General features: G+C 77.9%; 21 protein-coding genes. 12 read left to right on the forward strand and 9 right to left on the reverse strand.

The window, feature by feature from the left end; genetic code table 11:
* The 3 genes from D5H78_RS12300 to D5H78_RS12310 are packed head-to-tail and all read left to right on the forward strand — an operon-like array spanning nucleotide 1 to nucleotide 7015.
* A complete protein-coding gene (locus D5H78_RS12300; protein WP_119950781.1) occupies nucleotides 1-4821 on the forward strand; it encodes an NAD-glutamate dehydrogenase in 4821 nt (1606 codons plus the stop codon).
* Nucleotides 4822-4860: 39 nt separating this feature from the next.
* On the forward strand, nucleotides 4861-5493 hold the full coding sequence (locus tag D5H78_RS12305; protein WP_119950782.1) for a hypothetical protein: 633 nt from the start codon (nucleotides 4861-4863) through the stop codon (nucleotides 5491-5493).
* Between the two features lie 52 nt (nucleotides 5494-5545).
* Nucleotides 5546-7015: a sensor histidine kinase gene (locus D5H78_RS12310; RefSeq protein WP_119950783.1), complete on the forward strand. Its 1470-nt coding sequence runs from the start codon at nucleotides 5546-5548 to the stop codon at nucleotides 7013-7015.
* 183 nt (nucleotides 7016-7198) lie between these two features.
* Here the strand turns inward: D5H78_RS12310 and D5H78_RS12320 are convergent, their stop codons facing one another.
* Together D5H78_RS12320 and D5H78_RS12325 are read right to left on the reverse strand one after the other, a co-directional pair.
* Nucleotides 7199-7450, reverse strand: a complete 252-nt coding sequence (locus D5H78_RS12320; protein ID WP_119950784.1) for a WhiB family transcriptional regulator — start codon at nucleotides 7448-7450, stop codon at nucleotides 7199-7201.
* Between the two features lie 524 nt (nucleotides 7451-7974).
* A complete protein-coding gene (locus D5H78_RS12325; RefSeq protein ID WP_119950785.1) occupies nucleotides 7975-8895 on the reverse strand; it encodes a diacylglycerol/lipid kinase family protein in 921 nt (306 codons plus the stop codon).
* 35 nt (nucleotides 8896-8930) lie between these two features.
* Between D5H78_RS12325 and D5H78_RS12330 the strand changes: the two genes are divergently transcribed.
* The gene (locus D5H78_RS12330) at nucleotides 8931-9365 is read left to right on the forward strand and encodes a hypothetical protein (protein WP_119950786.1); all 435 of its coding nucleotides are present in this window, start codon (nucleotides 8931-8933) and stop codon (nucleotides 9363-9365) included.
* Between the two features lie 37 nt (nucleotides 9366-9402).
* On the opposite strand, the gene D5H78_RS12335 is transcribed toward D5H78_RS12330, so the two are convergent.
* The gene (locus D5H78_RS12335) at nucleotides 9403-10200 is read right to left on the reverse strand and encodes an RNA polymerase sigma factor SigF (RefSeq protein ID WP_425472950.1); all 798 of its coding nucleotides are present in this window, start codon (nucleotides 10198-10200) and stop codon (nucleotides 9403-9405) included.
* The gene (locus D5H78_RS12340) at nucleotides 10197-10619 is read right to left on the reverse strand and encodes an ATP-binding protein (RefSeq protein WP_119950788.1); all 423 of its coding nucleotides are present in this window, start codon (nucleotides 10617-10619) and stop codon (nucleotides 10197-10199) included. The genes D5H78_RS12335 and D5H78_RS12340 overlap by 4 nt, the downstream gene beginning before the upstream one ends.
* A gap of 173 nt (nucleotides 10620-10792) precedes the next feature.
* On the opposite strand from D5H78_RS12340, the gene D5H78_RS12345 reads away from it, so the two are divergent.
* Nucleotides 10793-11278 (forward strand): fluoride efflux transporter FluC, encoded by a 486-nt coding sequence (locus D5H78_RS12345; RefSeq protein WP_218566544.1) that lies wholly within the window; start codon nucleotides 10793-10795, stop codon nucleotides 11276-11278.
* The gene (locus tag D5H78_RS12350; RefSeq protein ID WP_119950789.1) at nucleotides 11275-11631 is read left to right on the forward strand and encodes a FluC/FEX family fluoride channel; all 357 of its coding nucleotides are present in this window, start codon (nucleotides 11275-11277) and stop codon (nucleotides 11629-11631) included. Before D5H78_RS12345 ends, D5H78_RS12350 begins: the two co-directional genes overlap by 4 nt.
* 23 nt (nucleotides 11632-11654) lie before the next feature.
* Here the strand turns inward: D5H78_RS12350 and D5H78_RS12355 are convergent, their stop codons facing one another.
* The 4 genes from D5H78_RS12355 to D5H78_RS12370 all read right to left on the reverse strand — a co-directional run bounded on the left by D5H78_RS12355 (nucleotide 11655) and on the right by D5H78_RS12370 (nucleotide 18344).
* Complete coding sequence (locus D5H78_RS12355; RefSeq protein ID WP_119950866.1) at nucleotides 11655-12086, reverse strand: GNAT family N-acetyltransferase; 432 nt, start codon at nucleotides 12084-12086, stop codon at nucleotides 11655-11657.
* Between the two features lie 65 nt (nucleotides 12087-12151).
* Nucleotides 12152-13045, reverse strand: a complete 894-nt coding sequence (locus tag D5H78_RS12360) for a DMT family protein (RefSeq protein ID WP_119950790.1) — start codon at nucleotides 13043-13045, stop codon at nucleotides 12152-12154.
* Nucleotides 13042-13794 carry a CDP-alcohol phosphatidyltransferase family protein gene (locus D5H78_RS12365; protein ID WP_119950791.1) on the reverse strand — a complete coding sequence of 251 codons (753 nt, stop codon included), beginning with the start codon at nucleotides 13792-13794 and terminating at the stop codon, nucleotides 13042-13044. The genes D5H78_RS12360 and D5H78_RS12365 overlap by 4 nt, the downstream gene beginning before the upstream one ends.
* An 80-nt stretch (nucleotides 13795-13874) precedes the next feature.
* On the reverse strand, nucleotides 13875-18344 hold the full coding sequence (locus D5H78_RS12370) for an FtsK/SpoIIIE domain-containing protein (protein WP_119950792.1): 4470 nt from the start codon (nucleotides 18342-18344) through the stop codon (nucleotides 13875-13877).
* 460 nt (nucleotides 18345-18804) lie between these two features.
* Between D5H78_RS12370 and D5H78_RS12375 the strand changes: the two genes are divergently transcribed.
* The 4 genes from D5H78_RS12375 to prfB all read left to right on the forward strand — a co-directional run bounded on the left by D5H78_RS12375 (nucleotide 18805) and on the right by prfB (nucleotide 22888).
* A complete protein-coding gene (locus D5H78_RS12375; protein ID WP_119950793.1) occupies nucleotides 18805-19287 on the forward strand; it encodes a C40 family peptidase in 483 nt (160 codons plus the stop codon).
* A gap of 210 nt (nucleotides 19288-19497) precedes the next feature.
* Complete coding sequence (locus D5H78_RS12380; RefSeq protein ID WP_119950794.1) at nucleotides 19498-19779, forward strand: hypothetical protein; 282 nt, start codon at nucleotides 19498-19500, stop codon at nucleotides 19777-19779.
* 123 nt (nucleotides 19780-19902) lie between these two features.
* A complete protein-coding gene (locus tag D5H78_RS12385; RefSeq protein WP_119950795.1) occupies nucleotides 19903-21690 on the forward strand; it encodes an alpha/beta hydrolase in 1788 nt (595 codons plus the stop codon).
* 91 nt (nucleotides 21691-21781) lie between these two features.
* Entirely contained in the window at nucleotides 21782-22888 is a 1107-nt protein-coding gene (gene prfB / locus D5H78_RS12390) for a peptide chain release factor 2 (RefSeq protein ID WP_119950796.1), read from the forward strand.
* Nucleotides 22889-22895: 7 nt separating this feature from the next.
* Here prfB and D5H78_RS12395 read toward each other — a convergent pair whose 3' ends face one another.
* Nucleotides 22896-23129 carry a hypothetical protein gene (locus D5H78_RS12395; protein ID WP_133412055.1) on the reverse strand — a complete coding sequence of 78 codons (234 nt, stop codon included), beginning with the start codon at nucleotides 23127-23129 and terminating at the stop codon, nucleotides 22896-22898.
* 80 nt (nucleotides 23130-23209) lie between these two features.
* Here D5H78_RS12395 and ftsE point away from each other — a divergent pair, with 80 nt between their 5' ends.
* Both ftsE and ftsX read left to right on the forward strand, forming a co-directional pair.
* Nucleotides 23210-23899: a cell division ATP-binding protein FtsE gene (ftsE, locus tag D5H78_RS12400; protein WP_119950798.1), complete on the forward strand. Its 690-nt coding sequence runs from the start codon at nucleotides 23210-23212 to the stop codon at nucleotides 23897-23899.
* Nucleotides 23900-23915: 16 nt separating this feature from the next.
* A complete protein-coding gene (gene ftsX, locus D5H78_RS12405) occupies nucleotides 23916-24827 on the forward strand; it encodes a permease-like cell division protein FtsX (RefSeq protein WP_119950799.1) in 912 nt (303 codons plus the stop codon).
* The last annotated feature ends 175 nt before the right edge of the window (nucleotides 24828-25002 follow it).

Genomic DNA, 25002 nt, shown 5'->3' on the forward strand with positions numbered 1-25002 from the left:
GTGTCGGCACAGGCGGGCGTCGAGGCGGCGGGGACGGGCCCGGGGCAGGGCGCGTCGCCCCGCGTGGACGAGGCGCTCGTGCGCCGCTACTGGCAGCACGTGCCCGAGGAGGACGTCGCCGCGCGCAGCGCCGACGCCCTGCACGAGGCGGTCCGCGCGCACCTGCGCCTCGCGCGCCGGCGCCCCCCGCGCACCCCGCTCGTGGCGGTGCGCGACCCCGAGGGCGAGCCGGACGCCGCGACGAGCGTGGTCGAGGTCGTCGTCGACGACATGCCCTTCCTCGTCGACTCGGTGACCGCCGAGCTCACCCGCCAGGACCGCGGCATCCAGCTCGTGGTGCACCCGACCCTGCGGGTGCGCCGCGACGAGGACGGCGCGCTGGTCGGCGTCGAGCCCGCGGACGGCGGCGGGCAGGTCGAGTCGTGGATGCACGTCGAGGTGGACCGCCTCGGCGGGCAGGACGACCGCGACGAGGTCGTCGCCGGGCTGCTGCGGGTCCTCGGCGACGTGCGCCGGTCCGTCGAGGACTGGGGGCCCATGCAGGCCGCCGCCGAGCGCACGGCCGACGAGCTGGCCGCGCACCCGCCGGCGGGGCTGCCCGCCGACGAGGTGGAGGAGGCCCGCGCGCTGCTGCGCTGGCTGGCCGACGGGCACTTCACCTTCCTGGGCTACCGGGAGTACCGGCTCACCGGGCCGGCCGGCGGGGAGTCCATCGGCCCGGTGCCGGGCACGGGCCTGGGCCTGCTGCGCACCGACGAGGGCGCACCCCGGGAGCTCGCGTCGCTGCCGCCCGAGGTCCGCCGGCGCGCGCTCGAGCCGCGCCTGCTCGTCATCACCAAGGCCAACTCGCGCTCCACGGTGCGCCGGCGGGCGTACCTCGACTACATCGGGGTGAAGGCCTTCGACGCCGAGGGCCGCGTCGTGGGGGAGCGGCGCTTCCTCGGCCTCTTCGCCGTGGCGGCGTACCAGGAGAGCGTGCAGCGCATCCCCGTGCTGCGCCGCACGACCCGCGAGGTCCTCGCCCGCGCCGGCTTCGCGCCGGAGAGCCACTCCGGCAAGGACCTGCTGCAGGTCCTCGAGACCTACCCGCGCGACGAGCTGTTCCAGGTGTCCGTGGACGACCTGTCGCGGGTCGCGCGCGCGGTGACGCAGCTGCAGGAGCGGCGCCGGCTGCGGCTGTTCCTGCGCCGCGACGACTACGGGCGCTTCATGTCGTGCCTGGTCTACCTGCCGCGCGACCGCTACACGACCCGCGTGCGCCAGCGCATGGAGCGGATCCTGCGCGAGGCGTTCCGCGGCGCGAGCGTCGACTTCACCGCCCGCATCACCGAGTCGGTGCTCGCCCGCCTGCACTTCGTCGTGCGCACCGAGCCCGGCGTCGCCGTCGCCGAGGTGGACCCCGGCGAGCTCGAGCGCCGCCTCGTCGAGGCCACCCGCTCCTGGTCCGACGACCTCGCCGACGCGCTCACCGCGCAGGTCGGGCGCGGCGAGGCGGCGCGGCTGCTGCGCGAGTACCCCGACGCCTTCCCGGAGGCGTACAAGGAGGACTTCGCCCCCGCGCTCGCCGTCCCGGACCTGCTGCGCACCGCGGCGCTGGAGCGCGAGGGGCTCGCGATGAGCCTCTACGAGCCCCGCGGCGCCGGGCCGGGCGAGCTGCGGTTCAAGGTCTACCGGGACGGGCCGGTCTCCCTGTCCGCGGTGCTGCCGGTGCTGCGAGACATGGGCGTGGAGGTCGTCGACGAGCGGCCGTACGAGATCCAGCGCGGGGACGGGCGCCTGTCGTTCATCTACGACTTCGGCCTGCGCGCGGCCGGCCCGCTGCCGCGCGCCCGGGAGGGCCGCGGCGGGCAGGGGCTGCGCGAGACGTTCCAGGAGGCCTTCGCGGCGGTCTGGAACGGCGAGGCGGAGAGCGACGGGCTCAACGCGCTCGTCCTCGCCGCGGGGCTGGGGTGGCGCCAGGTGGCCGTGCTGCGGGCGTACGCCCGCTACCTGCGCCAGACCGGGTGGACCTACAGCCCCCGCTACGTCGAGGAGGTCGTCAGCGCCAACCCCGGCATCGCGCGCCGGCTCGTCGCGCTCTTCGAGGCCCAGTTCGACCCCGCGCTCGTGCGCAGCGGCCCCGACGGCGAGCTCGCGGAGGCGCTCGCCGAGGAGGTCGAGGGCGCGCTGGAGGCGGTCGAGAGCCTCGACCACGACCGCATCCTGCGCGGCATGCTCCGGGCGGTGCGGGCGACGACGCGCACCAACGCCTTCCAGACCATGGACCCCGGCTCCGGAGCCGGGCCGCGGCACAAGCCGTACGTCTCCCTCAAGCTCGACCCGCAGCGGCTGCCCGAGCTGCCCCGGCCGCGCCCCGAGCGCGAGGTGTGGGTCTACTCGCCGCGGGTCGAGGGCGTGCACCTGCGCTTCGGCGCCGTGGCCCGCGGCGGGCTGCGCTGGTCCGACCGCCGCGAGGACTTCCGCACCGAGGTGCTGGGGCTGGTCAAGGCGCAGGCGGTGAAGAACGCCGTCATCGTGCCGGTGGGCGCCAAGGGCGGCTTCGTCGCCAAGCGCCTGCCCGACCCGTCGGTCGACCGGGAGGCGTGGCTGGCCGAGGGCGTGGCGTCGTACCGGACCTTCATCTCGGGCCTGCTCGACATCACCGACGACCTCGACCAGGAGCGCGTCGTCCCGCCGCGCGACGTCGTGCGCCGCGACGGGGACGACCCCTACCTCGTCGTCGCCGCCGACAAGGGCACGGCGACGTTCTCCGACATCGCCAACGGCGTCTCGGCCGAGTACGGCTTCTGGCTCGGCGACGCCTTCGCCTCCGGCGGGTCGGTGGGCTACGACCACAAGGCCATGGGCATCACCGCCCGCGGCGCGTGGGAGAGCGTCAAGCGGCACTTCCGCGAGCTGGGCGTCGACACGCAGGCCGAGGACTTCACCGTCGTCGGCGTCGGCGACATGAGCGGCGACGTCTTCGGCAACGGCATGCTCCTGTCCCCGCACATCCGGCTCGTCGCGGCGTTCGACCACCGCCACGTGTTCCTCGACCCCGACCCCGACCCCGCGGCCTCGTACGCCGAGCGCCGCCGGCTGTTCGAGCTGCCGCGCTCGTCGTGGGCCGACTACGACCCGGCGCTCATCTCGCCCGGCGGCGGCGTCCACCCGCGCACCGCGAAGTCGGTGCCGGTCGCCCCGCAGGTGCGCCGCGCCCTCGGCATGGACGGGAGCACCCTGTCGGTCACCCCCCAGCAGCTCATCTCCGCGGTGCTGCGCGCCCCGGTCGACCTGTTCTGGAACGGCGGCATCGGCACCTACGTCAAGGCCTCGACCGAGGCGCACGCCGACGTCGGCGACAAGGCCAACGACGCGATCCGCGTGGACGGCTCCGCGCTGCGCTGCCGGGTCGTCGGCGAGGGCGGCAACCTCGGTCTCACCCAGCGCGGGCGCATCGAGGCCGCGCGCTCGGGGGTGCGGCTCAACACCGACGCCATCGACAACAGCGCCGGCGTCGACTGCTCGGACCACGAGGTCAACATCAAGGTGCTGCTCGACCGGCTCGTGCGCGACGGCGCGCTCGAGCGCGACGAGCGCGACGCGCTGCTGCTCGCCATGACCGACGAGGTCGGGGCGCACGTGCTGCGGGACAACTACGAGCAGAACGTGCTGCTCGGGGTCGGCCGCGGGCTCGCGCCGTCGATGGCGAGCGTGCACAAGCGCTTCCTGCGCGACCTCGAGGAGCGCGGCGTGCTCGACCGCGCGCTCGAGCACCTGCCCACCGGCCGCGAGCTCGACGCGCGCGCCGCGTCGGGCGGGGGGCTCACCTCGCCGGAGCTGTCGGTGGTCGCGGCGTACTCCAAGACGACGCTGAAGACGACGCTGCTCGAGGGCCCGCTGCCCGACGAGCCGTGGTTCCAGCGCGAGCTGCTCCGCTACTTCCCGGCGCCGCTCACGGCGCGCTTCGGCGACCGGCTCGCCCAGCACCCGCTGCGCCGGCAGATCGTGACGACCTGCGTCGTCAACGACCTCGTGAACCACGCCGGGACGACGTACGTCTTCCGCGCCGCCGAGGAGACCGGGGCGACCGCCGACGACGTGGTGCGGGCGTACACCGTCGCGCGCGAGGTCTTCGGCCTGCGCGGGCTGTGGGCCGACGTCGAGGCGCTGGACGGGCAGGTGCCCGCGGCGTCGCAGGACCGCGTCCACAAGGAGTCGCGGCGCCTGCTCGACCGGGTGGGGCGGTGGCTGCTGCAGGCCCGCAGCAGCGGCATCGACGTCGCCGCGGAGGTCGAGCGCTTCACCCCGGTGGCGCAGCTGCTGCCGCTGGTGCCCGAGCTGCTGCAGGGCGACGAGCGCGAGGTCATGCTCCAGGGCGTCGCCTCGCTGCGCGAGGACGGCCTGCCCGAGGCCCTCGCCCTGCGCACCGCCTCGCTGCTCAACGGCTTCGCGCTCCTCGACGCCGTCGAGATCGCGCGCGCCTCGGGGCAGCGCGCCGAGGAGGTGGCGCGCCTGCACTTCGCGGTCTCCGAGGCCTTCGACGTGGACCGGCTCCTCGTGCGCATCACCGGGCTGCCGCGCGGTGACCGGTGGCAGGCGCTGGCCCGCGCGGCGCTGCGGTACGACCTCTACGCCGCCCTCGCCGCGCTCACCACCGACGTGCTCGCCACGACCGGGCCGGGCTCGCCGGCGGAGCGCATCGCGGCGTGGCGCGAGGCGAACGCGGCCCGGCTGGCCCGGGCCACCGGCACGCTGGAGGAGATCGCGGCGGAGGGCCAGAGCGACCTCGCGACGCTGTCGGTGGCGCTGCGCACGCTGCGCGCGGTGCTGCGCGGCTGAGGGCGGGGGGCGTCGGGGCCGCCCGTTACGATCCGGGCCATGGACGTCGAGACCCCGCTCTGGGTGACCCTGCTCGTGGCCGCCGTGGGGGTCGTGGCGACCCTGCTCGCCGCGCTGCTCTCCTCGGCGCTGACCGCCCGTCGCGAGGCGGCGCGGGCCCGCGAGGAGGTCGCCCGCGAGCAGGCCCGGGCGCGCGAGCTCGCCGAGTCCGCCACGGCCACCAGCCGGGAGGTGCTCGAGCGCGAGGACGCCCGGCGCCGCGAGGCCGACCGCGCCGCCGCCGCGGCCCGCGCCGCCGACGAGCGGCGGGCGGCGTACGCGGCGTTCCTCACCGCCGCCTCGCGCTGGGCGCGGTACGGCGAGCAGAAGCGCGACCAGCGCGCCGCCCGCAGCGGTGGCGTCGTCCCGGTCGACGCCACCGGGCTCGAGGACGAGGTGGGGGCGGCGCTGGCCGCCGTGCAGGTGCTCGGCGCGCCCGAGGTGCAGGCGCCGGCGCGGACCGCGTACGACGCGCTCGTCGTGCTGCTCATGAACCTCGAGGCCTCGCACTTCAGCGTCAACCGGGTCGACGAGGGCATCGAGCAGGCCGTCGCCGCCCTCGACGCCTACCTCGCCGCGGTGCGCCGGGACCTCGGGGTCGACGCGCGGCCCGGCGGGAGCACCGCCGCGTGAGACCTGCCGGGAGCACGGGGCCGGGCGCGGGCAGGGCGGGGCGGGGGGCCTGGTGCCGACGCTAGGGGACCTGGTCCGCGAGCACACCGACCTCGGCGAGGCCGACACGGAGTGGCTGCACCTGCTCGTCGCGGACTGGCAGATGCTCGCCGACCTCAGCTTCGCCGACCTCGTGCTGTGGGTGCGCTCGCGGGTGGGGGAGTGGGTCGCGGTCGCGCAGATGCGCCCCACGACCGGGCCGACCGTCTACTACGACGACCTCGTCGGCGAGGTGCTGCCGCCCGGCTGGCGCCCCCAGCTGGACAACGCCGTCGCCGCCGGGCGCATCTGCCGCGAGGGCGACCCGGACTGGCACGACGACATCCCGGTGCGGGAGGAGACGATCCCCGTCGTGCGCGACGGCCGGGTCATCGCGGTGGTGGCGCGCCAGACCAACCTGTCGACGACGCGCACGCCGAGCCGGCTCGAGCTGACGTACATCGCCTGCGCGGACGACCTCGCGCGGATGATCGCCGAGGGGGCCTTCCCCGTCGCCGAGGGCCAGGTCGGCGGCCGGCGCGGCGCCCCGCGGGTCGGCGACGGCCTCATCCGGCTCGACCGCGACGGCGTCGTGAGCTACGCGAGCCCCAACGCCGTCTCGGCCTACCGCCGGCTCGGGCTGACCGCCGACCTGGTGGGCGCGCACCTGGGGGCGGTCACGACCGCCCTGGCGCCGACCGAGGGGCCGGTGGACGAGGCGCTGGCCGTCGTCGTCAGCGGGCGCGCGCCCCGGCGCGTGGACGTCGAGGCGAACAAGAACGTCGTGGCGCTGCGCGCCATCCCGGTGCGCCTCGAGGGCGTGCGGATCGGCGCGCTCGTGCTGTGCCGCGACGTCACCGAGCTGCGCCGGCGCGAGCGGGAGCTCGTGACCAAGGACGCGACGATCCGCGAGATCCACCACCGGGTCAAGAACAACCTGCAGACGGTCGCCGCCCTGCTGCGCCTGCAGGCCCGCCGGCTCGAGGAGCCGACCGGCCGGGCCGCGCTCGAGGAGGCGGTGCGCCGGGTCGGGGCCATCGCCCTCGTCCACGAGGTGCTGAGCCGCGCGCTCGACGAGACCGTGGACTTCGACGGGATCGCCGAGCAGCTCGCCGCGTCGATGGTCGACGTCGCCGTCGTGGCGCTGCCGCGCGGGGGGGTCGCCGTGCGCCGCGACGGCTCGTTCGGGCTGCTGCCGGCCGGGGTCGCCACCCCGCTCGCGCTGGTGCTCACCGAGCTCGTGCAGAACGCCCTGGAGCACGGCGCGCCGCAGGGCGGCACCGTCGTGGTCCACGCCGAGCGCGCGCCCGGGCGGCTGCGCGTCGCGGTGCTCGACGAGGGCCCGGGGCTGCCCGAGGGGTTCGACCTGGACCGCTCGCGGAGCCTGGGGCTGCAGATCGTGCGCGCCCTCGTCGAGGCCGAGATGGACGGCGCGCTCACCCTCGCCGGGCGGCCCGGGGGCGGCACCGAGGCCTGCGTCGAGCTCCCGGTCCCCGAGCGCTGAGCCGCCGGGCGCGGGGCCGGGCGCGGGGCCGGGCGCGGGGCCGGGCGCGGGGCCGGGCGCGGGGCCGGGCGGGGGCTGCACCGCGGTCGGACGCACCGGAGCCCCGGCCGCGGGGGCGGCTCGGGGCTCCGGGGGTGGTGCTGGGCGCAGCGGGGGCTGCGGCCGGGGTGGCGCGGTGGCGCCTCAGGCGGTGCGGGCGCGGTTGCGGGCCGTGCGCCGCTTCAGGGCGCGCCGCTCGTCCTCGCTCAGGCCGCCCCAGACGCCGGCGTCCTGGCCGCTCTCCAGCGCCCACTGCAGGCAGGGCTCGCTCACCGGGCAGCGCCGGCACACGGCCTTGGCCTCCTCGATCTGCAGCAGCGCCGGGCCCGTGTTCCCGATGGGAAAGAACAGCTCGGGGTCCTCGTCGCGGCACGCAGCGCGGTGGCGCCAGTCCATGGGGCTCGCTCCTCGTCTCGTGGGGCCCTGGGGGTGGGGCCCCGGCCCTGGGCGTCCTTCGCCCAGGGCGTACGGTCGGTCACACGCTCGTGGTGCGCGCCTCGTGCGGCTCCCGCGAGGGCCGTGGTGCGGCGCCTGCAGCGGGTGCCGGGCAGCGTCCGGGCACCGTCGGTCGACGGCGCTCCTCGCGCACACCCCCAAGGCTGGCCGAGCCGGCCTCGCGGCACAAGGGTGGTGGCTTGTGATGTGCACGACGGCTGCCCGTAACGTGCCGGACGCCCAGGGCGGCGTACCGGGACGAAGGGGGCACCGGGGGACGTCCGGTGCTGCTGCGGTCGCCGTGCGGCGGGTCCTCCTGCTCCACGGGCGGTCGGTCGGTCGGGCCGCTCCCGCCAGGTGCCGGGTGGCGACGCCCCACGGGTCCCCCGTCCCGGTGGCGCTCACACCTCATCACCCTGGGAAATCTAGTAGCACACCGCTGACATGCGCTCACGCGGCGTGATGAGACGCCGTGCGGCGCCGGGTCAGACCCGGACCGCGAGCGCCCCGGGGACCGCCGTGAAGGTCAGCGAGGTGCGGGTGCCCAGGTGCTCGCCGTCGATCTGCAGCGCCACGGGCACCTGCGAGCGCAGGACCAGCTCGGGCTCGTCGTGCAGCTGGAGCACCGAGGCGCCGGTGCGCCCGGTGCCGCGCAGCAGCGCCGCCGCCTCGCGCAGCACCGTCGCGCTGCGCAGCGAGCGCAGCGCGTAGAGGTCCAGGCCGGTGTCGAAGGACGCGCGGGGGGAGGGGTCGATGCGCCGGGTGCCGAGGTACGTCCACGGCGCGGTGTTCTGCACCACGGCCAGGAAGAGCCCCTCGACGTCCGGCTGACCGGGCCGCACGAGGGTGAGGGGGCCGTGGCGCCGCTCGGTGCCGAGGTAGAACTGGCGCACCGCGGTGCGCAGGAACAGCCCGGGGGTCGAGCGGGCGCCGGCCCCGCGGCGCCGGTCCACCGCGCCGACCACCTCGGCGTCCAGGCCGAGCCCCGCACTGAAGGTGAACCAGCGCTCCCCGGCGCGGGCCAGCCCCACCCGCCGCAGCCGCCCGGCCGCCACCGCGTCGAGCAGCTGCCCGGTCGCCTCCACCGGGTCCTGGGCGACGCCGAGCGCGCGGGCGAACACGTTCGTGCTGCCGCCCGGCACCACCCCGAGCGCGGGGGCGCCGGGCGCCGGCGCCGCGCCGAGCAGGCCGTTGACGACCTCGTTGACGGTGCCGTCGCCGCCGAGGGCCACGACGAGGTCGAGCCCCTCCGCCCGGGCGCGCCGGGCGAGGTCGCGGGCGTGGCCGCGGTGCTCGGTGAGGACGACGTCGAGGTCGTAGGTGCTCGACAGCGCCCGGGCGATGACGTCGCGGGTGCGCGTGGTCGTCGTGGTGGCGGTGGGGTTGGCCACCAGCAGGGCGCGCACGGGGGGAGAGCGTACCGACGCCTAGGCTGGCCCCCGTGAGGGAGCGGGAGCCGTACCGGGACGGGGACGAGGACGGGCGGGCGCACGGCGACGCGCCGGGGCCCGAGCCGCTCCTGCTGCGCCTCGCCACGCTCGGCGTGGCCCTCGAGGCCGTGGCCCTGCTCGCCTTCGGCGGCTGGCTCGGCGTCGAGACGCTCGTCGCGACGCCCGACAACGAGGACATCGCCCGGGGCTCGACGGCGTACTTCCTCGTGCTCGGCGCCCTCGTCGCGCTCGTGGCCCTCGCCCTGGCCCGGCGCCAGGCGTGGAGCCTCGGCGCCGGCACGTTCCTGCAGCTGCTGGCGCTGCCCATGGCGTGGTACATGGCGCGCGAGGGGCTCTGGGTCGGCGCGGTGCCGCTCGCGGCGGTCGCGGTCGTCAGCCTCGCCGGGCTCGTCGGCGAGCGCTCGCGGGCGGCCGTCGAGCGCTGAGGGGCGGGCGCCGGGGAGCGGGGCGCCGCCCGCCGGCTCACTCCTCGACGAGCAGGCCCTCGCGCAGCTGGGCGAGCGTGCGGGCCAGCAGCCGCGACACGTGCATCTGCGAGATGCCGACCTCGCGGGCGATCTCCGACTGCGTCATGTTGCGGAAGAACCGCAGCATGAGGATCTTCTTCTCCCGCGCCGGCAGCTTCTCCAGCAGCGGCTTGAGCGACTCGCGGTACTCCACGCCCTCGAGCCCCTCGTCGTCGACCCCGAGGGTGTCGACGACGGCGACGCCCTCGTCGTCGCCGCTCTGGTCGCCCGCGTCGAGCGAGAGCGTCGAGTAGGCGTTGGCCGACTCCAGGCCCTCGAGGATCTCCTCCTCGGAGAGCTTGAGGTGAGCGGCGAGCTCGGCGACCGTGGGGGAGCGTCCGTTGCGCTGGGACAGCTCGCTCGTGGCGGCCGTCAGCGACAGGCGCAGCTCCTGCAGGCGCCGCGGGACGCGCACCGCCCAGCCCTTGTCGCGGAAGTGGCGCTTGATCTCGCCGACGATCGTCGGGGTCGCGTACGTCGAGAACTCGACGCCGCGCTCCGGGTCGAACCGGTCGACCGACTTGATGAGCCCGATCGTCGCGACCTGGACCAGGTCGTCGTACGGCTCCCCGCGGTTGCGGAACCGGCGGGCGAGGTGCTCGACGAGCGGCAGGTGCTGCTCGACGAGGGCGTCGCGGACGGGCGCGCGCTCCGGCACGCCGGTCGGCAGCGAGGTCAGCCGCGCGAAGAGCTCGCGGGTGCGGTCGCGGTCGACCCCGACCCCCGAGCCAGAGGTGGAGCTCGCCATGGTCACTTGGCTCCCGACCCGCCGCGGCGCTTGCGCAGCGAGATCCAGACGGTCAGGTCAGGGTCGACCCCGGCGTCGACCTCGCCGGCGAGGGCGCTCAGCACCGTCCACGCGAAGGTCTCGCGCTCGGGCAGGCGCCCCTTGGTCGTCGGCAGCGTAACGGTCACCGACAGCGCGGCGTCCTGCAGCTCGAAGCGGCAGGTCAGCTCGCGCCCCGGGACCGCCTGCGGCAGCAGCATCGCGCACGCCTCGTCGACGCCGATGCGCAGGTCCTCGATCTCGTCGAGGGTGAAGTCGACCCGCGCGGCCAGGCCCGCCGTCGCGGTGCGCAGCACCGAGAGGTAGGCGCTCTGCGCGGGCAGGCGCACCTCGACGAAGTCCCCCACCCCCGCTGCCGGCGCGCCGGTCGCGGTCCTGTCGCTCACTGCGTCTCCCGTCCCGGGTCCCGGCGTGCCGCCCCGCGCGAGGGCCGGGGGGCCGGGGGTCCGCGGGGAGGGCGCTCGCGCGCCCGCCCCACGCTAGCCGATGCCCGGCGCACCGGCCTGCGAGGCTCCGGGCCCGCCGGGCGCGCCGCACCGCCGCCCCTACGGTGGCCGCCGTGCCCCCCGACCCCGCCGACCCCGCCGCCCCCGCGCCCGCCGTGCGCGCCGGCGACCTGGCGCTCGTCGCCGCGGGCGGCGCGGCGGGCAGCCTGGGCCGCTGGGGCGTCGCGGCCGCCCTGCCGGGCGGCGCCTGGCCCTGGGCGACGTGGACGGTGAACCTGTCCGGGGCGCTGCTGCTCGGGCTCCTCACCGGGGCGCTGCGCCGCCCCGGAGCGCCCCGCTGGGCCCGACCCCTGCTCGGCGCCGGGGTCCTCGGCGGGTGGACGACCTTCTCCACGTACGCCGTCGAGGTGGAGCGGCTCGCCGCCGCGGGACGCCCGGTGCTCGCGCTGGGCTACGCCGGGGCGAGCCTCGCCGCCGGCGTCCTCCTGGCGGCGGCCGGCCTGGCCCTGTCCCTGGCCCTGCCCCGGGCCCTGCCCCGGGCCCTGCCCCGGGCCCTGCCCCGGGCCCTGCCCCGGGCCCTGCCCCGGCGGCGCCCGTGAGCGCCCTGCTCGTGGCCCTCGGCGCCGCGGTCGGCGCCCCGCTGCGCTGGGCGGTGGGGGAGCTCGCGGCCCGGCGGGGCTCCCGCCTGCCCCGCGGGACGCTCGCGGTGAACGTCGCGGGCAGCCTGCTCCTCGGTGCCCTGGTGGGCGCCGGTGCCGGCGGCGGGGCCCTGCTGCTGCTCGGCACCGGCTTCTGCGGCGCGCTCACGACCTTCTCGACGCTGAGCGCGGAGGCCGTGCGCCTGCTCGAGGACGGCGACCGGGCGGCCGCGGCGGCGTACGTCGTGCTCTCGCTCGTGCTCGGGGTCGCGGCCGCGGCGGCGGGGGCGGCGCTCGGCGGCGCCCTCGCGTGAGCGGCGCCCGCCCGAGGGTGCCCTCAGGCGCCGCCGGCGAGGCGGCGCAGGGCGCCGCCGTCGACCCGCTGGACCGTCCAGTCGTCCTGCGGCACGGCGCCGAGCGCGCGGTAGAACCCGAGCGCGGGGGCGTTCCAGTCCAGCACCCACCACTCGAGCCGGCCGTAGCCGCGCTCGACGCACACGCGCGCGAGGGTGCCGAGCAGGGCCCGGCCGTAGCCGCGGCCGCGGTGCTCGGGGCGGACGTAGAGGTCCTCGAGCCACAGCCCGTGGCGGCCCAGCCAGGTGGAGAAGGTGACGTACCAGAGCGCGAAGCCGGCCGGCGCGCCGTCGGGGCCCTCGACCACGTGCGCGAAGACCGCCGGCTGCTCGCCGAAGAGCGCCGCGGCGAGCGCCGGCTCGTCGGCGACCACCTCGTGCGCGGCGCGCTCGTACGCGGCGAGCTCGCGGACCATCGCGAGCAGCGCCGGGACGTCCCCGGGGCGGGCCGGGCGGACGGCGCCCCCGGGCGCGGCGGCGCTCACAGCAGGTGCGCCGACGCCGGCTCGGACGCGGCGCGCCCGCGGCCCAGGCGCACCGCGCCGTGGAGCGCGAGGGCCAGGCCGAGCACCGCCGGGACCGCCCAGCCGGGCCGGATCCCGTCGCCGAGCAGGAGCACGCCGACGAGCGCCGGCACCACGGTCTGCGCCACGACCATGGGACCGGTCGCCGTCATGACGGCCCCGCGCTGCAGGGCCGTGGAGTAGAGCAGGTACGCCACGACGCCCGCCCCCACGACCGCGTACGCGGCGGGGTCGGTGACGAGCGCGCCCGGGGAGAGGTCGGGCACCGCGCGGCTGCCGACGCCCACGACGGCGTACCCGAGCCCGGCGCAGAGCCCGAGGACCGCCGCGCCGCGCCGGCCCCCGACCCGCCCCGCGGCGGCGCCGAGCAGGGCCACCGCGATGGCGCCGCCGACGAGCGCCCACCGGCCCTGCAGCGGCACCTCCGCCTCGTCGGCCGCACCGCTCGCGAGGGTGAGGACGACGAGGCCGAGGGCGACCGCGCCGACGGACCAGCGGCCCGCGCGGTCCAGGGGCGTGCCCAGCACGGGGCCCGCGAGCAGCGCCGTGACGGCGACGCTCGCGGCGATGACCGCCTGCACGAGGAACAGCGGCAGCGTGCGCAGCGCCACGACGTGCAGGGCGTAGCCGGTGAGGTTGAGGACCACGGCGGCCACGAACGCCGGCTGCGACAGCAGGCGCAGCAGCAGGCGCGGGTCCACGCCCTCGGCGGCCTCGACACGGCGCGAGGCCACGGCCTGCAGGACGGCGGCGAGGCCGTACCCGACCGCGGCGAGGACGGCGGCGAGCAGGTCGACGACCGCGAGCGGGCCCACCGCGCCGAGCGGCCCCGCGGCCAGCACGGGGCTCACCGCGAGGCGGGCTGCGCCGGCGGTGCCATCCGCAGCGCGCTGCGCCGGCGCAGCGACAGGTGCAGGCTCAGCCCGACGTAGTAGACGAGGTAGGCGACCGACACGGCCAGCCACGCGGGGCTCGGGTCGGGGGACTGCAGCAGGACCACGGCGTAGGCCACGAGCCACACCGCGGTCAGCGCGAGCGTCAGCGGGCGGAGCGTGACGGTGCGCGAGGGGTAGACGTAGCCGATCGGCACGAAGACCAGCGCCGAGCAGACGAGCAGGATCGCGCCCACCACCGCCGGGGGCAGGTCGAGCACGACCACGTAGAAGGCGACGACGTTCCAGTAGCTCGGGAAGCCGAGGAAGAAGAAGTAGTGGTCGTCGCTCTTGGCGTCGATCCGGCAGAACTGGTACGTCGAGGCCAGCAGCGGCAGCATCGCCAGGGCCAGGCCGCCGCCGTTGTCGGGCAGGTAGCCCCCGGTCCACAGCAGCAGGACCGGCGCGAAGGCGTACGTCAGGTAGTCGACGATGTCGTCCAGCCGCGCACCGTCGAACTGGGGGATGCGCTCCTTCACCCGCATGCGGCGCGCGAGCATCCCGTCGGTGCCGTCGACGACGAGCGCCACCAGCCCGAGCCACAGGGCGCGCTCGACGTCGCCGTCGATCGCCGCCAGGACGATGAGCAGCGCGAGGACCGCCCCGCTCGCGGTGTAGACGTGCACCGCGGCCGCCCCGGCGCGCTGCCAGGCGGTCGTCGTCTCCACGGAGCCTCCCGTCGGGACCGGCAGGAGCCGGCCCCCTCGACCGAGCGTCGAGGGTACCGCCCCGGGCGCGGCCGCCGGGGTCACGCGACGGCCTGCGCGGCGCGCGGGGCGCGCTCGACGCGCTGGATGCGCTCGACGCCGTCCGTCGGCCGGGGCAGCGGGTCGGGCAGGGCCACCTGCACCGGCGCGGCCCGCCCGCGCCGCACGAGGACCCCGCGCCCGGGCCGGCCGTCGACGCCCCGGGGCACGCGCACGCCGAGCAGGTCGGCCTCCAGCCCGCCGCCGGGGCGCAGCAGCAGCCCGGTGCGGGACCGGCGCGCCTCGACGGCCAGCCCCCGGTACGCCCCCGCGAGCACCGCGGCGTCGCCCGCGAGCAGCAGGTGCCGGGCCGGGCCGGCGCCCGGGCGCAGCGCGGCGCAGAGCAGGTCGTCGGCGCCGGTGCCCAGCAGGTGCTCGACGTCGTCGACCACGACGGCCAGCGGCGAGGGGTCCTCGGCGAGCAGGCGGGCGAGCGCCGGCTCGTCCCCGGCCGCGACCACGCGGGCGCCCGCCCCGCCGAGCGCCGCCAGCGGCGAGCTCCGCGGCGCGACCACGGCGACCCGGCGCCCCGCGGCCAGCAGGTGCCCGGCCGCCGTCACCAGGGCGGTGGACCGCCCGCTGCCCGGGGGGCCGGCCACCACCGCGGGGCCGTCCTCGGCGAGGTCGACGCCGCGGGGGGACAGCTCGTCGCCGCCCGCGCCGACGAGCGCCCACCAGGCCCCGGTGCCGTCCGGCGCGCCGAGGGCGAGCGCGTCGCGCGCGCAGACCCGCGCGGGGAGCGGGTCGACCCGCAGCGGGCGCGGCGCCCCGGTCGCCCCGGTCGCCCCGGTCGCCCCGCCGAGCGCCGCCCGGCACGCCCGGACCACGTCGTCCCCGGTGCCGGCGCGGGCGACCTGCGTGAGCACGGCGCCGGCGGCGAGCAGGCCGCGCCCCGGCGGCAGGGCCGCGGGCAGGGCGCGGGGGGAGACCCCGGCCAGGGCGACGTCGCCGGGGTCGGCGAAGCGCAGGAGGAGGCGGTGCGTCAGCAGCGGGGCCACCCGGCCGGTGAGGCAGGACCGGTCGCCGGTGACGACGGCGCGGAGCCCGGCGGCCGGGCCCTCGCGGAGCAGGCGCAGCAGGTCGTCGACCGCGCGGCCGTGCTCGATCGGCTCGAGCGCGGCGGTGAGCCCCTCCCAGGCGTCGACGAGCAGCAGCAGCCGCGGCAGCCCCGCGCCGCCGTCGGGCAGCGCGCGCCGTCGCGCCACCTCGTCGAGCAGCCGCGCGACGAGCCGGGCGGCCCGCTCCGGCTCGTCGGCGCGCACCACGGCGCCGCACCCGGGCAGGCCCGTCAGAGCGGCCAGCCCGTCCGCCGGGCCGCACGCCCCGTCGAGGACGTGCACGTGGACCCGCTGCGGCCCGAGCCGACCCGCCTGCGCCGCGACGGCGAGGAGCGCGCCGGTGCGCCCGCTGCGCGGCCCGCCCGCGACGAGCCAGTGCCGCCCGTCGTCCAGGTCGACCTGCTCGACGCGCCGGCTCTGCTGCTGGGGGACGTCGGAGAGCGCGAAGGGCAGCCCGCGCGAGCCCGGCTGCGGCAGCGCCGCCAGCGGCAGGTCGTCCGGCAGCGGCGGCAGCCAGGGGCCGGTGGCGGGGGCGATGCCGAGCGCCGCCGCCGCGCCCGCGCAGGCGGCGACGACCTGCTCCAGGTCGGTGGGGCCGTCGTCCTCGACGTCGCCCTGCCCGCGGGCGGCGGTCGCCGCGGGGGCGGCCCCCGGCCGGACCGGCGCGACCACGACGCCCTGCGGCCCGGGGGTCGGTGCGCGGCCGGACACCCGCGCGGCCTGCACGAGCAGGTGCTCGCCGGCGCCCGGTCGCACGACCGCGCGCCCCGGCCGGTCGCGGGGCAGCAGCGCCGCGTCGGGGACCTCGACGACGTCGCGCGACTCGCCGGCGTCGCTCGTGCGCAGCGCGATGCGCAGGGCGGTGTTGGCGAGGACGTCGGGGCTCACCGCACCCCCGGGGCGCTGCGTCGCGAGGACGAGGTGCACCCCGAGCGACCGACCGCGCTGCGCGACCCCGACGAGGCCGCCGAGGAAGTCCGGCAGCTCCTCGGCCAGCGTGGCGAACTCGTCGACGACGAGCAGCAGCCGGGGCAGCGGCGGCGCCCCGGGCGCCCGGCGGTACGCCGCCAGGTCCGCCGCGCCGTGCTCGTGGAGCAGGCGCTCGCGGCGCAGGACCTCGGCGCCGAGCGAGGCGAGCGCCCGCTCGGTCCCGGCGCCGTCCAGGTCCGTGAGCACCGCGGCGGTGTGCGGCAGCGCGGCGCAGGAGGCGAAGGCGCTGCCGCCCTTGTAGTCGACGAGCACCAGGCTCAGCTCGTCCGGGCGGTTGCCCACGGCGAGCGAGGCCACCAGCGCCTGCAGCAGCTCGGACTTGCCCGAGCCCGTCGTGCCGGCGACGAGCGCGTGCGGGCCGTCAGCCACGAGGTCGAGGACCCACGGGCCGTCGGCGGTGCGCCCGAGCACGGCCGCGGTCGAGCCGCCGCGGGCCGCCCAGCGCGCGGCGAGCCCCTCGGCGTCGGTCGCGGCGGGCGGGAGCAGGTCCAGCAGGCGCACGGCGCCGGGCAGCGCGGCGGCCCCCGACGGCGGCGCCGCGTCGCGCAGCGGGGCCAGCGCCCGTGCGAGCCGCTCGGCCCACGCCGGGTCGACGAGGTCCGCGGTGCCGGTGACGGCGGGGTGCCCGGCGACCTCGAGCCGCAGCGCGCCCGCGGCGCGCACGGCGCCGCCCGCGGCGTACGGGGCCCGTCCGCCGGCGCCGCCGGTCCCTGCGGCTCCGGTCGCCCCGGCCCCCGTCCGCCCGGCCCCCGTGCCCTCGGGCCCCGTCGCCCCGGGCGATGCCTCCTCCAGCACCGCGACGGCCCCGCACTCGCCCGGGAGGGCCGCGCGCTCCTCCTCGACGCAGACCGCGTGCACCCCGCGCGCCGGCCCGTCCGCGAGCAGGCGCGCGACGCCCGGCAGGCGGCGCAGGCGGGCCGCGCCGTCGAGCACGACGACCACCGCCGGTCCTGCCGGTCCCAGCCGGGCGCCCGTACCCCCGCCGGCGGCCGCCGCCCGGGCGTCGAGCAGCTCGAGCAGCGCGCGCAGCCGCTCCTCGACGTCGGGCCCGCCCGCCGGCCCCCGGCCACCGGCGTGCGGCAGCCAACGGGTCCAGGACCAGGCGTCCACCCGGTCGGGGGTGGTGAGCACCTCCACCCGCACGTCGTGCGGCGGGTGCGCGGTCGCCACCTGGCCGACCACGTGCCGGGCCAGCGCGTCGACCGCGGGGCGGGGCCCGCACAGGCCCAGGGCGCCGACGTCCGCGAGCCGCGCGGTGAGCGGTACGGCGCGGGCGACGGGCGGCGCGGGCGGCTCGCCCTCGACGTCGACGCGGGCGGGCAGGTCGCCCGTGCCGAGCCGCACGAGCAGCGCGTCCGGGTCGCCGGGGCGGCGTACCCACAGCCCCGTGGACGGGCCCGTCGCCGCGAGCAGCAGCCGGGCGGCGTCGGGCGCCTCGGCGCGCCGGCGCGCCGCGTCGTCGGCCACCGCAGCGTCGAGGCGGTCCAGCGCCGCGTCGCGGGCGCCCGCGTGGGCCGCCAGCGCCGCGCGGTGCTCGCGCCGCGCCGCCCGGCGCTCGCCGAGCCACCCCCCGAGCAGCAGCACCGGGGACAGCAGGAGCAGCAGGGCGTGCAGCGGGGACAGCACGAGCGCCAGCACGCCCCCGAGCACGAGGGGCGCCACCACGGCCAGGACCGGTGGCGGCGCGGTCCGGCGCGGCTGCGGCGGGACCGGCAGGACGACCCGCGCGCGGCCCGGCTGCGCGGCCAGGCGCGGGGGCCGGTTCACCTCGACGCCGCCGGCGCCGTCGGGCCGTACGACCGCCGGCGCCGGCCCGTCGACGACCAGCTCCAGCGAGCCGGCCCCGACCTGCAGGGACGCCCCGGGCGGCCAGGGCGCCCAGCCGTCGACCTCGCGCCCGTCGATGCGCGTCCCGTTCGTGGAGCCCGCGTCGGCGACCTCGACCCCGGCCGGGCCGACGCGCACGCGCGCGTGCACCCGGGAGGCGTCGGGGTCGTCGAGGCGCAGCGCGCACCGCGCGGAGCGGCCCAGCAGGTGCGTGCCGGGCGGCAGCGGCAGGACCCGGCCGCTCGAGGGACCTGCGACGACGAGCGCGCGCAGCACCGCCGGCGGTGCGTCCCGGGGCGCCGGCCCGAGGACCACCACCGCGCCGTGCACCAGCGGTGGCGCCCCGAGCAGGTCGTCGCCGCGCAGCGGACGCCCCGCGACGTGGGCCTCGGCCCCTGCCCCTGCCCCTGCACCTGCGCCCGCACCTCCCTGCGCACCCGCCGCGGCCGCCGCGAGCGGCCCGGCCAGGGCCGACCACCGGGTGCCCGCGGGCGCCTCGACCGCGACGTCGACGGGGTCCGGGGGCGTCCCGCCCGCCGGGCCCGTCCCGCCGTGGCGGCCCGGCCGCGGTCCCAGCACCGTCAGCAGCACGCGCACGCAGGGCTCCTCCCGGCGTCGGCCCCTCCGGCGCCGGGGCCCATCGTGGGGCGCGCAGCGCGGCCGCGCGGTCCGTCGTCCACAGGCGTGCGCGAGGTGGACGGGCCGGCGGGAGGGCGGACCCCGACACCCGTACGGGCGCTCGGGAAACCCCTGGGAGCGGCTCCTGCACCAAGAGTTGACCCGGCTTGACCGGCCCTTGACCCGCGCGTGCTCGAGGCATGGCCGGACGTCGTCGAAGGTACGGGAGTCGCTGCCCGGCCGGGCGGCACGCCCGGGCGGACGCCGAGTCCTGCCGCCGTCCCGGGGCTACGACACCCCGCGCGGCAGGAGCGGGGGACCCGAGCAGTGCGGGGCGCGCGAGCGCCCCTCGGGGTGAAGCCGCCGACCGGCGGCCGGGCGTCCTCGGTGCCCGAACCCGACAGGTCCTCCTCCGCAGGCGACACCGGAGGAGAAACCCATGACCGCCGTCGTCCCTGCACGTCCGCGCGCGGCCGCCCTGCGCCTCGTCGTCCTCGCCGTCCTCACGGCCGCGCTCTGCGGCATGCTCGGCACCGTCGCCCCGGAGCGCGCGAGCGCCGCCGCCCCCGCCACGGCCTTCGGCAACCGCGTCGTCGCCGTGACCGCGACCCGCGCGGGCATGCCCTACGTGTACGGCGCGGCGGGCCCGACCCGCTTCGACTGCTCCGGCCTCACCCAGTGGGTGTACGCCAAGCTCGGCAAGCGCATCCCCCGCACCTCGCGCGACCAGTTCGCGGCGACCAAGCCCGTCGGCTGGAGCACGGTGCGCCCCGGCGACCTCGTCTTCTTCCGCAACTCCGGCGGCATCTACCACGTCGCCGTGTGGGCCGGCGGCGGCTACGTCTGGCACGCCCCGCGCACCGGTGACGTCGTGCGCAAGGTCAAGCTCTGGACCCGCGGCGTCTACCTGCGCCGCGTCTGAGCCCGCTCGTCCCTGAGCCCGCTCGTCCCTGAGCCCGCTCGTCCCTGAGCCCGCTCGTCCCCGAGCCCGCTCCACCCCGGCCCGCCCCCCGGGCCGCTCCGGCGCCGCCCGGTCCGACACCCCCGTCGGGCCGGGCGGCGCCGTCGCGCGCGCCGCGGGCCGTCGCGGCGGCGCCGTGTCGTCCGCCGCGGGCCGGGGTAGGCCGCGACCATGACCCCCACCAGCCCCGAGGGCACCGCGCCCGCCGACCCGCGCACGCAGCCCGACGGCCCGACGGCCGCCGGCGAGCACGACCGCGCGCGCGACGCGCAGCGCACCGCGACGCGGGCGAGCCTGCTGCCGGAGGAGGGCACCGTCGGCAGCGACGACCCGCAGGAGCAGGCCGAGGTGGTGCTCGAGGACTCCGAGGCGCGCACCGAGGTGCCCGACGCGGCGCCGACGACGGTCCTGGAGCGCCGCGGGTCGGAGGAGACGGCCGACCCGCTCGTCTGAGGCCGGCCCGACCCCCGGGACCGGCGGCCACGCAGCGTCGAGGAGGCGTAGCCGCTGCGTGCCCGGCTCGCGTAGGGTCCCGCCCGTCGCCGGGGGTCGGCCCCGGCCCGCCCGGGGGATCCCATGAGCCCAGCTGGTCCGTCCCTGCGCGCGCGCCGCACCCGGCGCCCGCTCCTCGCCGCCGCGGCGGCCGGCCTGGCGGCCGCGCTCGCCGCGCCGCTCGCCGCCGTCGTCCCCGCGGCCGCCGCCCCGACGCGGGCCCAGGCCCCGGCCCCCGCGCCGCGCACCGCCCCGGCCTCGGAGCAGGCCCTCGCGGCCGCGCAGGTCGCGGCCGCCGCGACGCCGGTCCTGCGCTGGCGCCCGTGCGGCGACGGGGTGCAGTGCGCGACCGCGCGGGTGCCGCTGGACTACGACCGGCCCCGCGGCCGGACGATCGCCCTCGCGCTCGCCAAGGTGCCGGCGACGCAGCCGGCGCGGCGCATCGGCACGCTGTTCCTCAACCCGGGCGGCCCGGGCGGCTCCGGCGTCGACTTCGTCCGCGGCGTCGCGACCTCGCTCTACAGCGACGAGGTCCGGGCCCGCTTCGACCTCGTCGGGTTCGACCCGCGCGGCATCGCCCGCAGCACCCCGGTCCGCTGCTTCGAGAGCCTCGACGACGCCTTCGCGGCGACCGCGCCGGTGCCGTTCCCGGTGACGCCCGCCGAGGAGCGCCAGTGGATCGCGGCCGACCGCCGCATCGCGGCGGCCTGCACCGAGCGCGCCGGGGCCGTCATCGACCACGTCACGACGGCGGACGTCGCCCGCGACATGGACCTGCTGCGCCGCGCCGTCGGCGACCGCCGCACGACCTTCGCCGGCTACTCGTACGGCTCCTTCGTCGGCTCGACGTACGCCGCCCTGTTCCCCTCCCGCGTCCGGGCCGTCGTCGTCGACGGCGTCATCGACCCGGTGCAGTGGACGACCGGCGTGGACGGGTCGGGGGAGCGGGTGCCGGTCGACGTGCGGCTGCGCAGCGACCAGGGGGCGTACGAGACCCTGCGCCGCATGCTCGCCCTGTGCGACGCCGGCGGCGAGAGCTGCCTCTTCTCCGCCGGCGACCCGCAGCGGCGCTTCGACCGGCTCGCGGCGCGGCTGCGCGCGGAGCCGGCGCAGCTGCCCGACGGGCAGGGCGGCACCGTGCCCTTCACCTACAACGAGCTCGTCTCGCTGACGCTCGGCGCCCTCTACGACCCGGCGGAGTGGCCGGCGCTCGCCGAGCTCTACCAGGTGCTCGACGAGCTGACCCGGGGGCGCGCGAGCTCGGCGGCCGGCGCCGGCAGCGCCCTCGCGGACCTGCGCGCGGCCCTCGGCGTCGAGCGCTCGTCCGCTCGCGCCGAGGAGTACGACAACGTCGTGGAGGGCGCGCCCTCGGTCATCTGCAGCGACAGCGACAACCCCGCCACGTACGCCGCCTGGCGCCGGGCGACCGCCGAGGCCGACCGCCGCTGGCCGTACTTCGGCCGCGCCTGGGGCTGGCTGTCGAGCGTGTGCCAGAGCTGGCCCGGCCAGGGCCCGGACCGGTACGCCGGCCCGTTCGACGTGCCGACCGCCGACCCCGTCCTCGTGGTGGGCACGCGGTACGACCCGGCGACGCGCTACCAGGACGCCGTGAGCACCGCCCGCCGCCTGCCGGGCAGCCGGCTGCTCACCCTCGACGGCCAGGGCCACACCTCGCTCTTCGCCAGCTCCTGCGTCGACGCGAAGGTGTCGGCGTACCTGCTGCGCGGCGCCCTGCCGGCCGCGGGCACGCGCTGCGCGCCCGACGCGGTCCCCTTCGCCGACGCCCCGCGGGCGCTCGCGGCGGCCGACCGGCCGGGCAAGGCCGAGCTGCTGCTCCCGCCGCTGCTCGCCCAGCAGCTCGCCGGGCGCTGAGCCCGCCCGCCGCGGCGGCGCCGCGGCGACGCCGGGCACGGCACCGGCGCGCCCCCGGGCGGGGCGCGCCGGTGCCGTACCCTCGACCGACGTGGCGACCGACTTCCCCGCGCGGCTCAAGGACCTCGAGACGACGCTCGCGAGCATCGAGGCGGTCGTCGACGTCGACGCGCTGCGCCGCGAGCTCGCCGAGCTCAACGAGCAGGCCGCCGCGCCGGACCTGTGGGACGACCAGGAGCACGCCCAGCGGGTCAACAGCCGCCTGGCGTACGTCCAGGGCGAGCTGCGCCGCCTCGAGGACCTGCGCCGGCGCGTCGACGACCTGCCCGTGCTCGTGGAGCTCGCCGAGGCGGAGGACGACGCGGACACCCTCGCCGAGGCGGAGGTCGAGCTGGCCGCGCTGCACAAGGCGGTGTCCGAGCTCGAGGTGCGCACCCTCCTCAACGGCGACTACGACCCGCGCGAGGCGCTCGTCACGATCCGCGCCGAGGCGGGCGGGGTGGACGCCGCGGACTTCGCCGAGATGCTCATGCGGATGTACCTGCGCTGGGCCGAGCGCCACGGCTACCCGTCGGAGGTCTACGACACCTCGTACGCGGAGGAGGCCGGCATCAAGTCGGCCACCTTCGCGGTCAAGGTGCCCTACGCGTACGGCACCCTCTCGGTCGAGCAGGGCACGCACCGGCTGGTGCGCATCAGCCCGTTCGACAACCAGGGGCGCCGCCAGACCTCCTTCGCCGGGGTCGAGGTGCTGCCGGTGACCGAGACCACCGACCACATCGACATCCCCGAGACCGACATCCGCATCGACGTCTTCCGCTCCAGCGGGCCCGGCGGGCAGAGCGTCAACACGACGGACTCCGCGGTGCGCATCACGCACCTGCCCACCGGCATCGTCGTGTCCTGCCAGAACGAGAAGTCGCAGATCCAGAACCGCGCGGCCGCGCTGCGGGTGCTCCAGTCGCGCCTGCTCGAGGTGCGCCGCCGCGAGGAGAAGGCCGAGATGGACGCCCTCAAGGGCGACTCGGGCGGCTCGTGGGGCAACCAGATGCGCTCGTACGTGCTGCACCCGTACCAGATGGTCAAGGACCTGCGCACCGAGGTCGAGACGGGCAACCCGCAGGCCGTCCTCGACGGCGACATCGACGGGTTCATCGAGGCCGGCATCCGCTGGCGGCGCCAGGCGGAGAAGGCCTGAGCCCCGCTCAGGGCGCGGCGGGCACCAGACCGGCCTCGAGGCCGAGCGCCGCGAGGGCCAGCGCGAGGACCGCCAGCAGCGCCGCCACCGCCTCGCGCGGCGGCCCGCCGGGGGTGGCGCGCAGCCGCCGGCACGCCGGGCAGCCACCGTCCGCGACCCTGCCGCCGCAGCGCGCGCACGCCAGGTCCCGCCTCCAGCCCACGGCAGCCTCCCCGGGCGCCGGGTCACGGCCCGTCGCCACCCCTCCGACGGTACCCGCAGGGGCGCGGGTGGACCCGCCGAGCGCCCGGCGCGCCTACAGTGGACGACCGTGATGCGACCGTGATCCGCTTCGATTCCGTGACCAAGCGCTACCCGACGCAGGTGCGCCCGGCGCTGGAGGACGTGACCCTCGAGGTCGCGGACGGGGAGTTCGTCTTCATCGTGGGGCAGTCCGGGTCGGGCAAGTCGACCTTCCTGCGCCTCGTGCTGCGCGAGGAGACCGCCACGTCCGGCACGGTGACGGTGGACGGCCAGGACGTCGCGCGCCTGTCGCACCGCAAGGTGCCCGCGCTGCGCCGCCGCATCGGCACCGTGTTCCAGGACTTCCGGCTGCTGCCGAACAAGACCGTGGCCGAGAACGTCGGCTTCGCCCTCGAGGTCATCGGGCGCCCGCGCTCGACCGTGCGCGCGGTGGTGCCGGAGGTGCTCGACCTCGTGGGCCTGGCCGGCAAGGAGGACCGGCGCCCCGACGAGCTGTCCGGCGGCGAGCAGCAGCGCGTGGCCATCGCGCGCGCCTTCGTCAACCGCCCGGCGCTGCTCATCGCCGACGAGCCGACCGGCAACCTCGACCCGACGACCTCCGTCGGGATCATGAAGCTGCTCGACCGCATCAACCGCACCGGCACGACCGTCGTCATGGCCACCCACGACGACGACATCGTGGACCAGATGCGCAAGCGCGTCGTCGAGCTCGACGCCGGGCACGTGGTGCGCGACGAGTCGCGCGGCGTGTACGGCTACTCCCGCTGACCCGGAGGACCACCCTGTGAGAGCCCAGTTCGTCGCCTCGGAGATCGGCATCGGCCTGCGGCGCAACCTCGCGATGACCATCGCCGTCGTCGTCACGACGGCCGTCTCGCTGACGTTCGTCGCCGCCGCCGTGCTGCTCAACGCGCAGGTGCAGGAGACCAAGGACTACTGGTACGACCGCGTCGAGGTCTCCGTCTTCCTCTGCGGCGCCGTGCCCTCGGACTCGCCCGGCTGCGCCGGCGGCGAGGTCACGCAGGAGCAGCGCGAGGCGCTGCGCACGCAGCTCGAGGGGCTGCCGGAGGTGGAGCAGGTCTTCTACGAGTCCAAGGAGGAGGCCTACGAGAACTTCCGCGAGCAGTACGACGACAACAGCGCGCTCGTGGAGTCCGTCTCGGCCGAGAGCCTGCCGGAGTCCTACCGCGTGGCGCTCGTGGACCCCGACGAGTACGCCGTGGTCGCCGAGCAGGTGGCGGGCGCGCCGGGGGTCGACCGGGTCCAGGACCAGAAGGAGGTCCTGGAGCCGCTGTTCAACCTGCTCAACCGGATGACCCAGTTCGCCCTCGGCCTCGCCGCCGTCATGCTCGTCGCCGCGATCATCATGATGGGCACGACCATCCGCCTGGCGGCGCTCAGCCGCCGGCGCGAGACCGGCATCATGCGGCTCGTCGGCGCGTCGAACTTCTACATCCGCCTGCCGTTCGTGCTCGAGGGCGCCGTCTCCGGCCTCGTCGGCGGGCTGGTCGCCGGCGGCCTCGCGGTGCTGTTCACCCAGGTCGTCATCCAGGGCCGGGCCGTCGAGGCGATCCCGTCGATCGACTGGATCGACACCGGCGTGGCGTGGTGGACCGCCGCCGGGGTCGTCGTGCTGGGCGTGCTGCTCGGCGTCGTGGCCTCCTGGGTCACCCTCCGCCGCTACCTGCGCGTGTGACGCCTGGGGCTGCTGTCGACGCTCCGGACATAACGAAACACGTGCAGTAGGGCAAAGAGCAGGGCAAGTCTGCAGGTCGTACGGCGACACGGGCGCTAGGGCGCTGGTAGGCATGGCCCGCCGGCCGCCCCCAGCCGGTGCCCTCGCACGGAGGACCCCCTCGTCCGTCAGGAGC

It is taken from the genome of Vallicoccus soli (genome assembly GCF_003594885.1).
Classification (GTDB): Bacteria; Actinomycetota; Actinomycetes; order Motilibacterales; family Motilibacteraceae; genus Vallicoccus; species Vallicoccus soli.

Excerpts from the sequence above, each read along its gene's own strand:
- D5H78_RS12305 (WP_119950782.1), top strand. The coding sequence starts at position 4,861 with ATGGACGTCGAGACCCCGCTCTGGGTGACCCTGCTCGTGGCCGCCGTG.
- D5H78_RS12320 (WP_119950784.1), bottom strand. The coding sequence starts at position 7,450 with ATGGACTGGCGCCACCGCGCTGCGTGCCGCGACGAGGACCCCGAGCTG.
- D5H78_RS12355 (WP_119950866.1), bottom strand. The coding sequence starts at position 12,086 with ATGGTCCGCGAGCTCGCCGCGTACGAGCGCGCCGCGCACGAGGTGGTC.
- D5H78_RS12375 (WP_119950793.1), top strand. The coding sequence starts at position 18,805 with ATGACCGCCGTCGTCCCTGCACGTCCGCGCGCGGCCGCCCTGCGCCTC.
- D5H78_RS12380 (WP_119950794.1), top strand. The coding sequence starts at position 19,498 with ATGACCCCCACCAGCCCCGAGGGCACCGCGCCCGCCGACCCGCGCACG.
- D5H78_RS12385 (WP_119950795.1), top strand. The coding sequence starts at position 19,903 with ATGAGCCCAGCTGGTCCGTCCCTGCGCGCGCGCCGCACCCGGCGCCCG.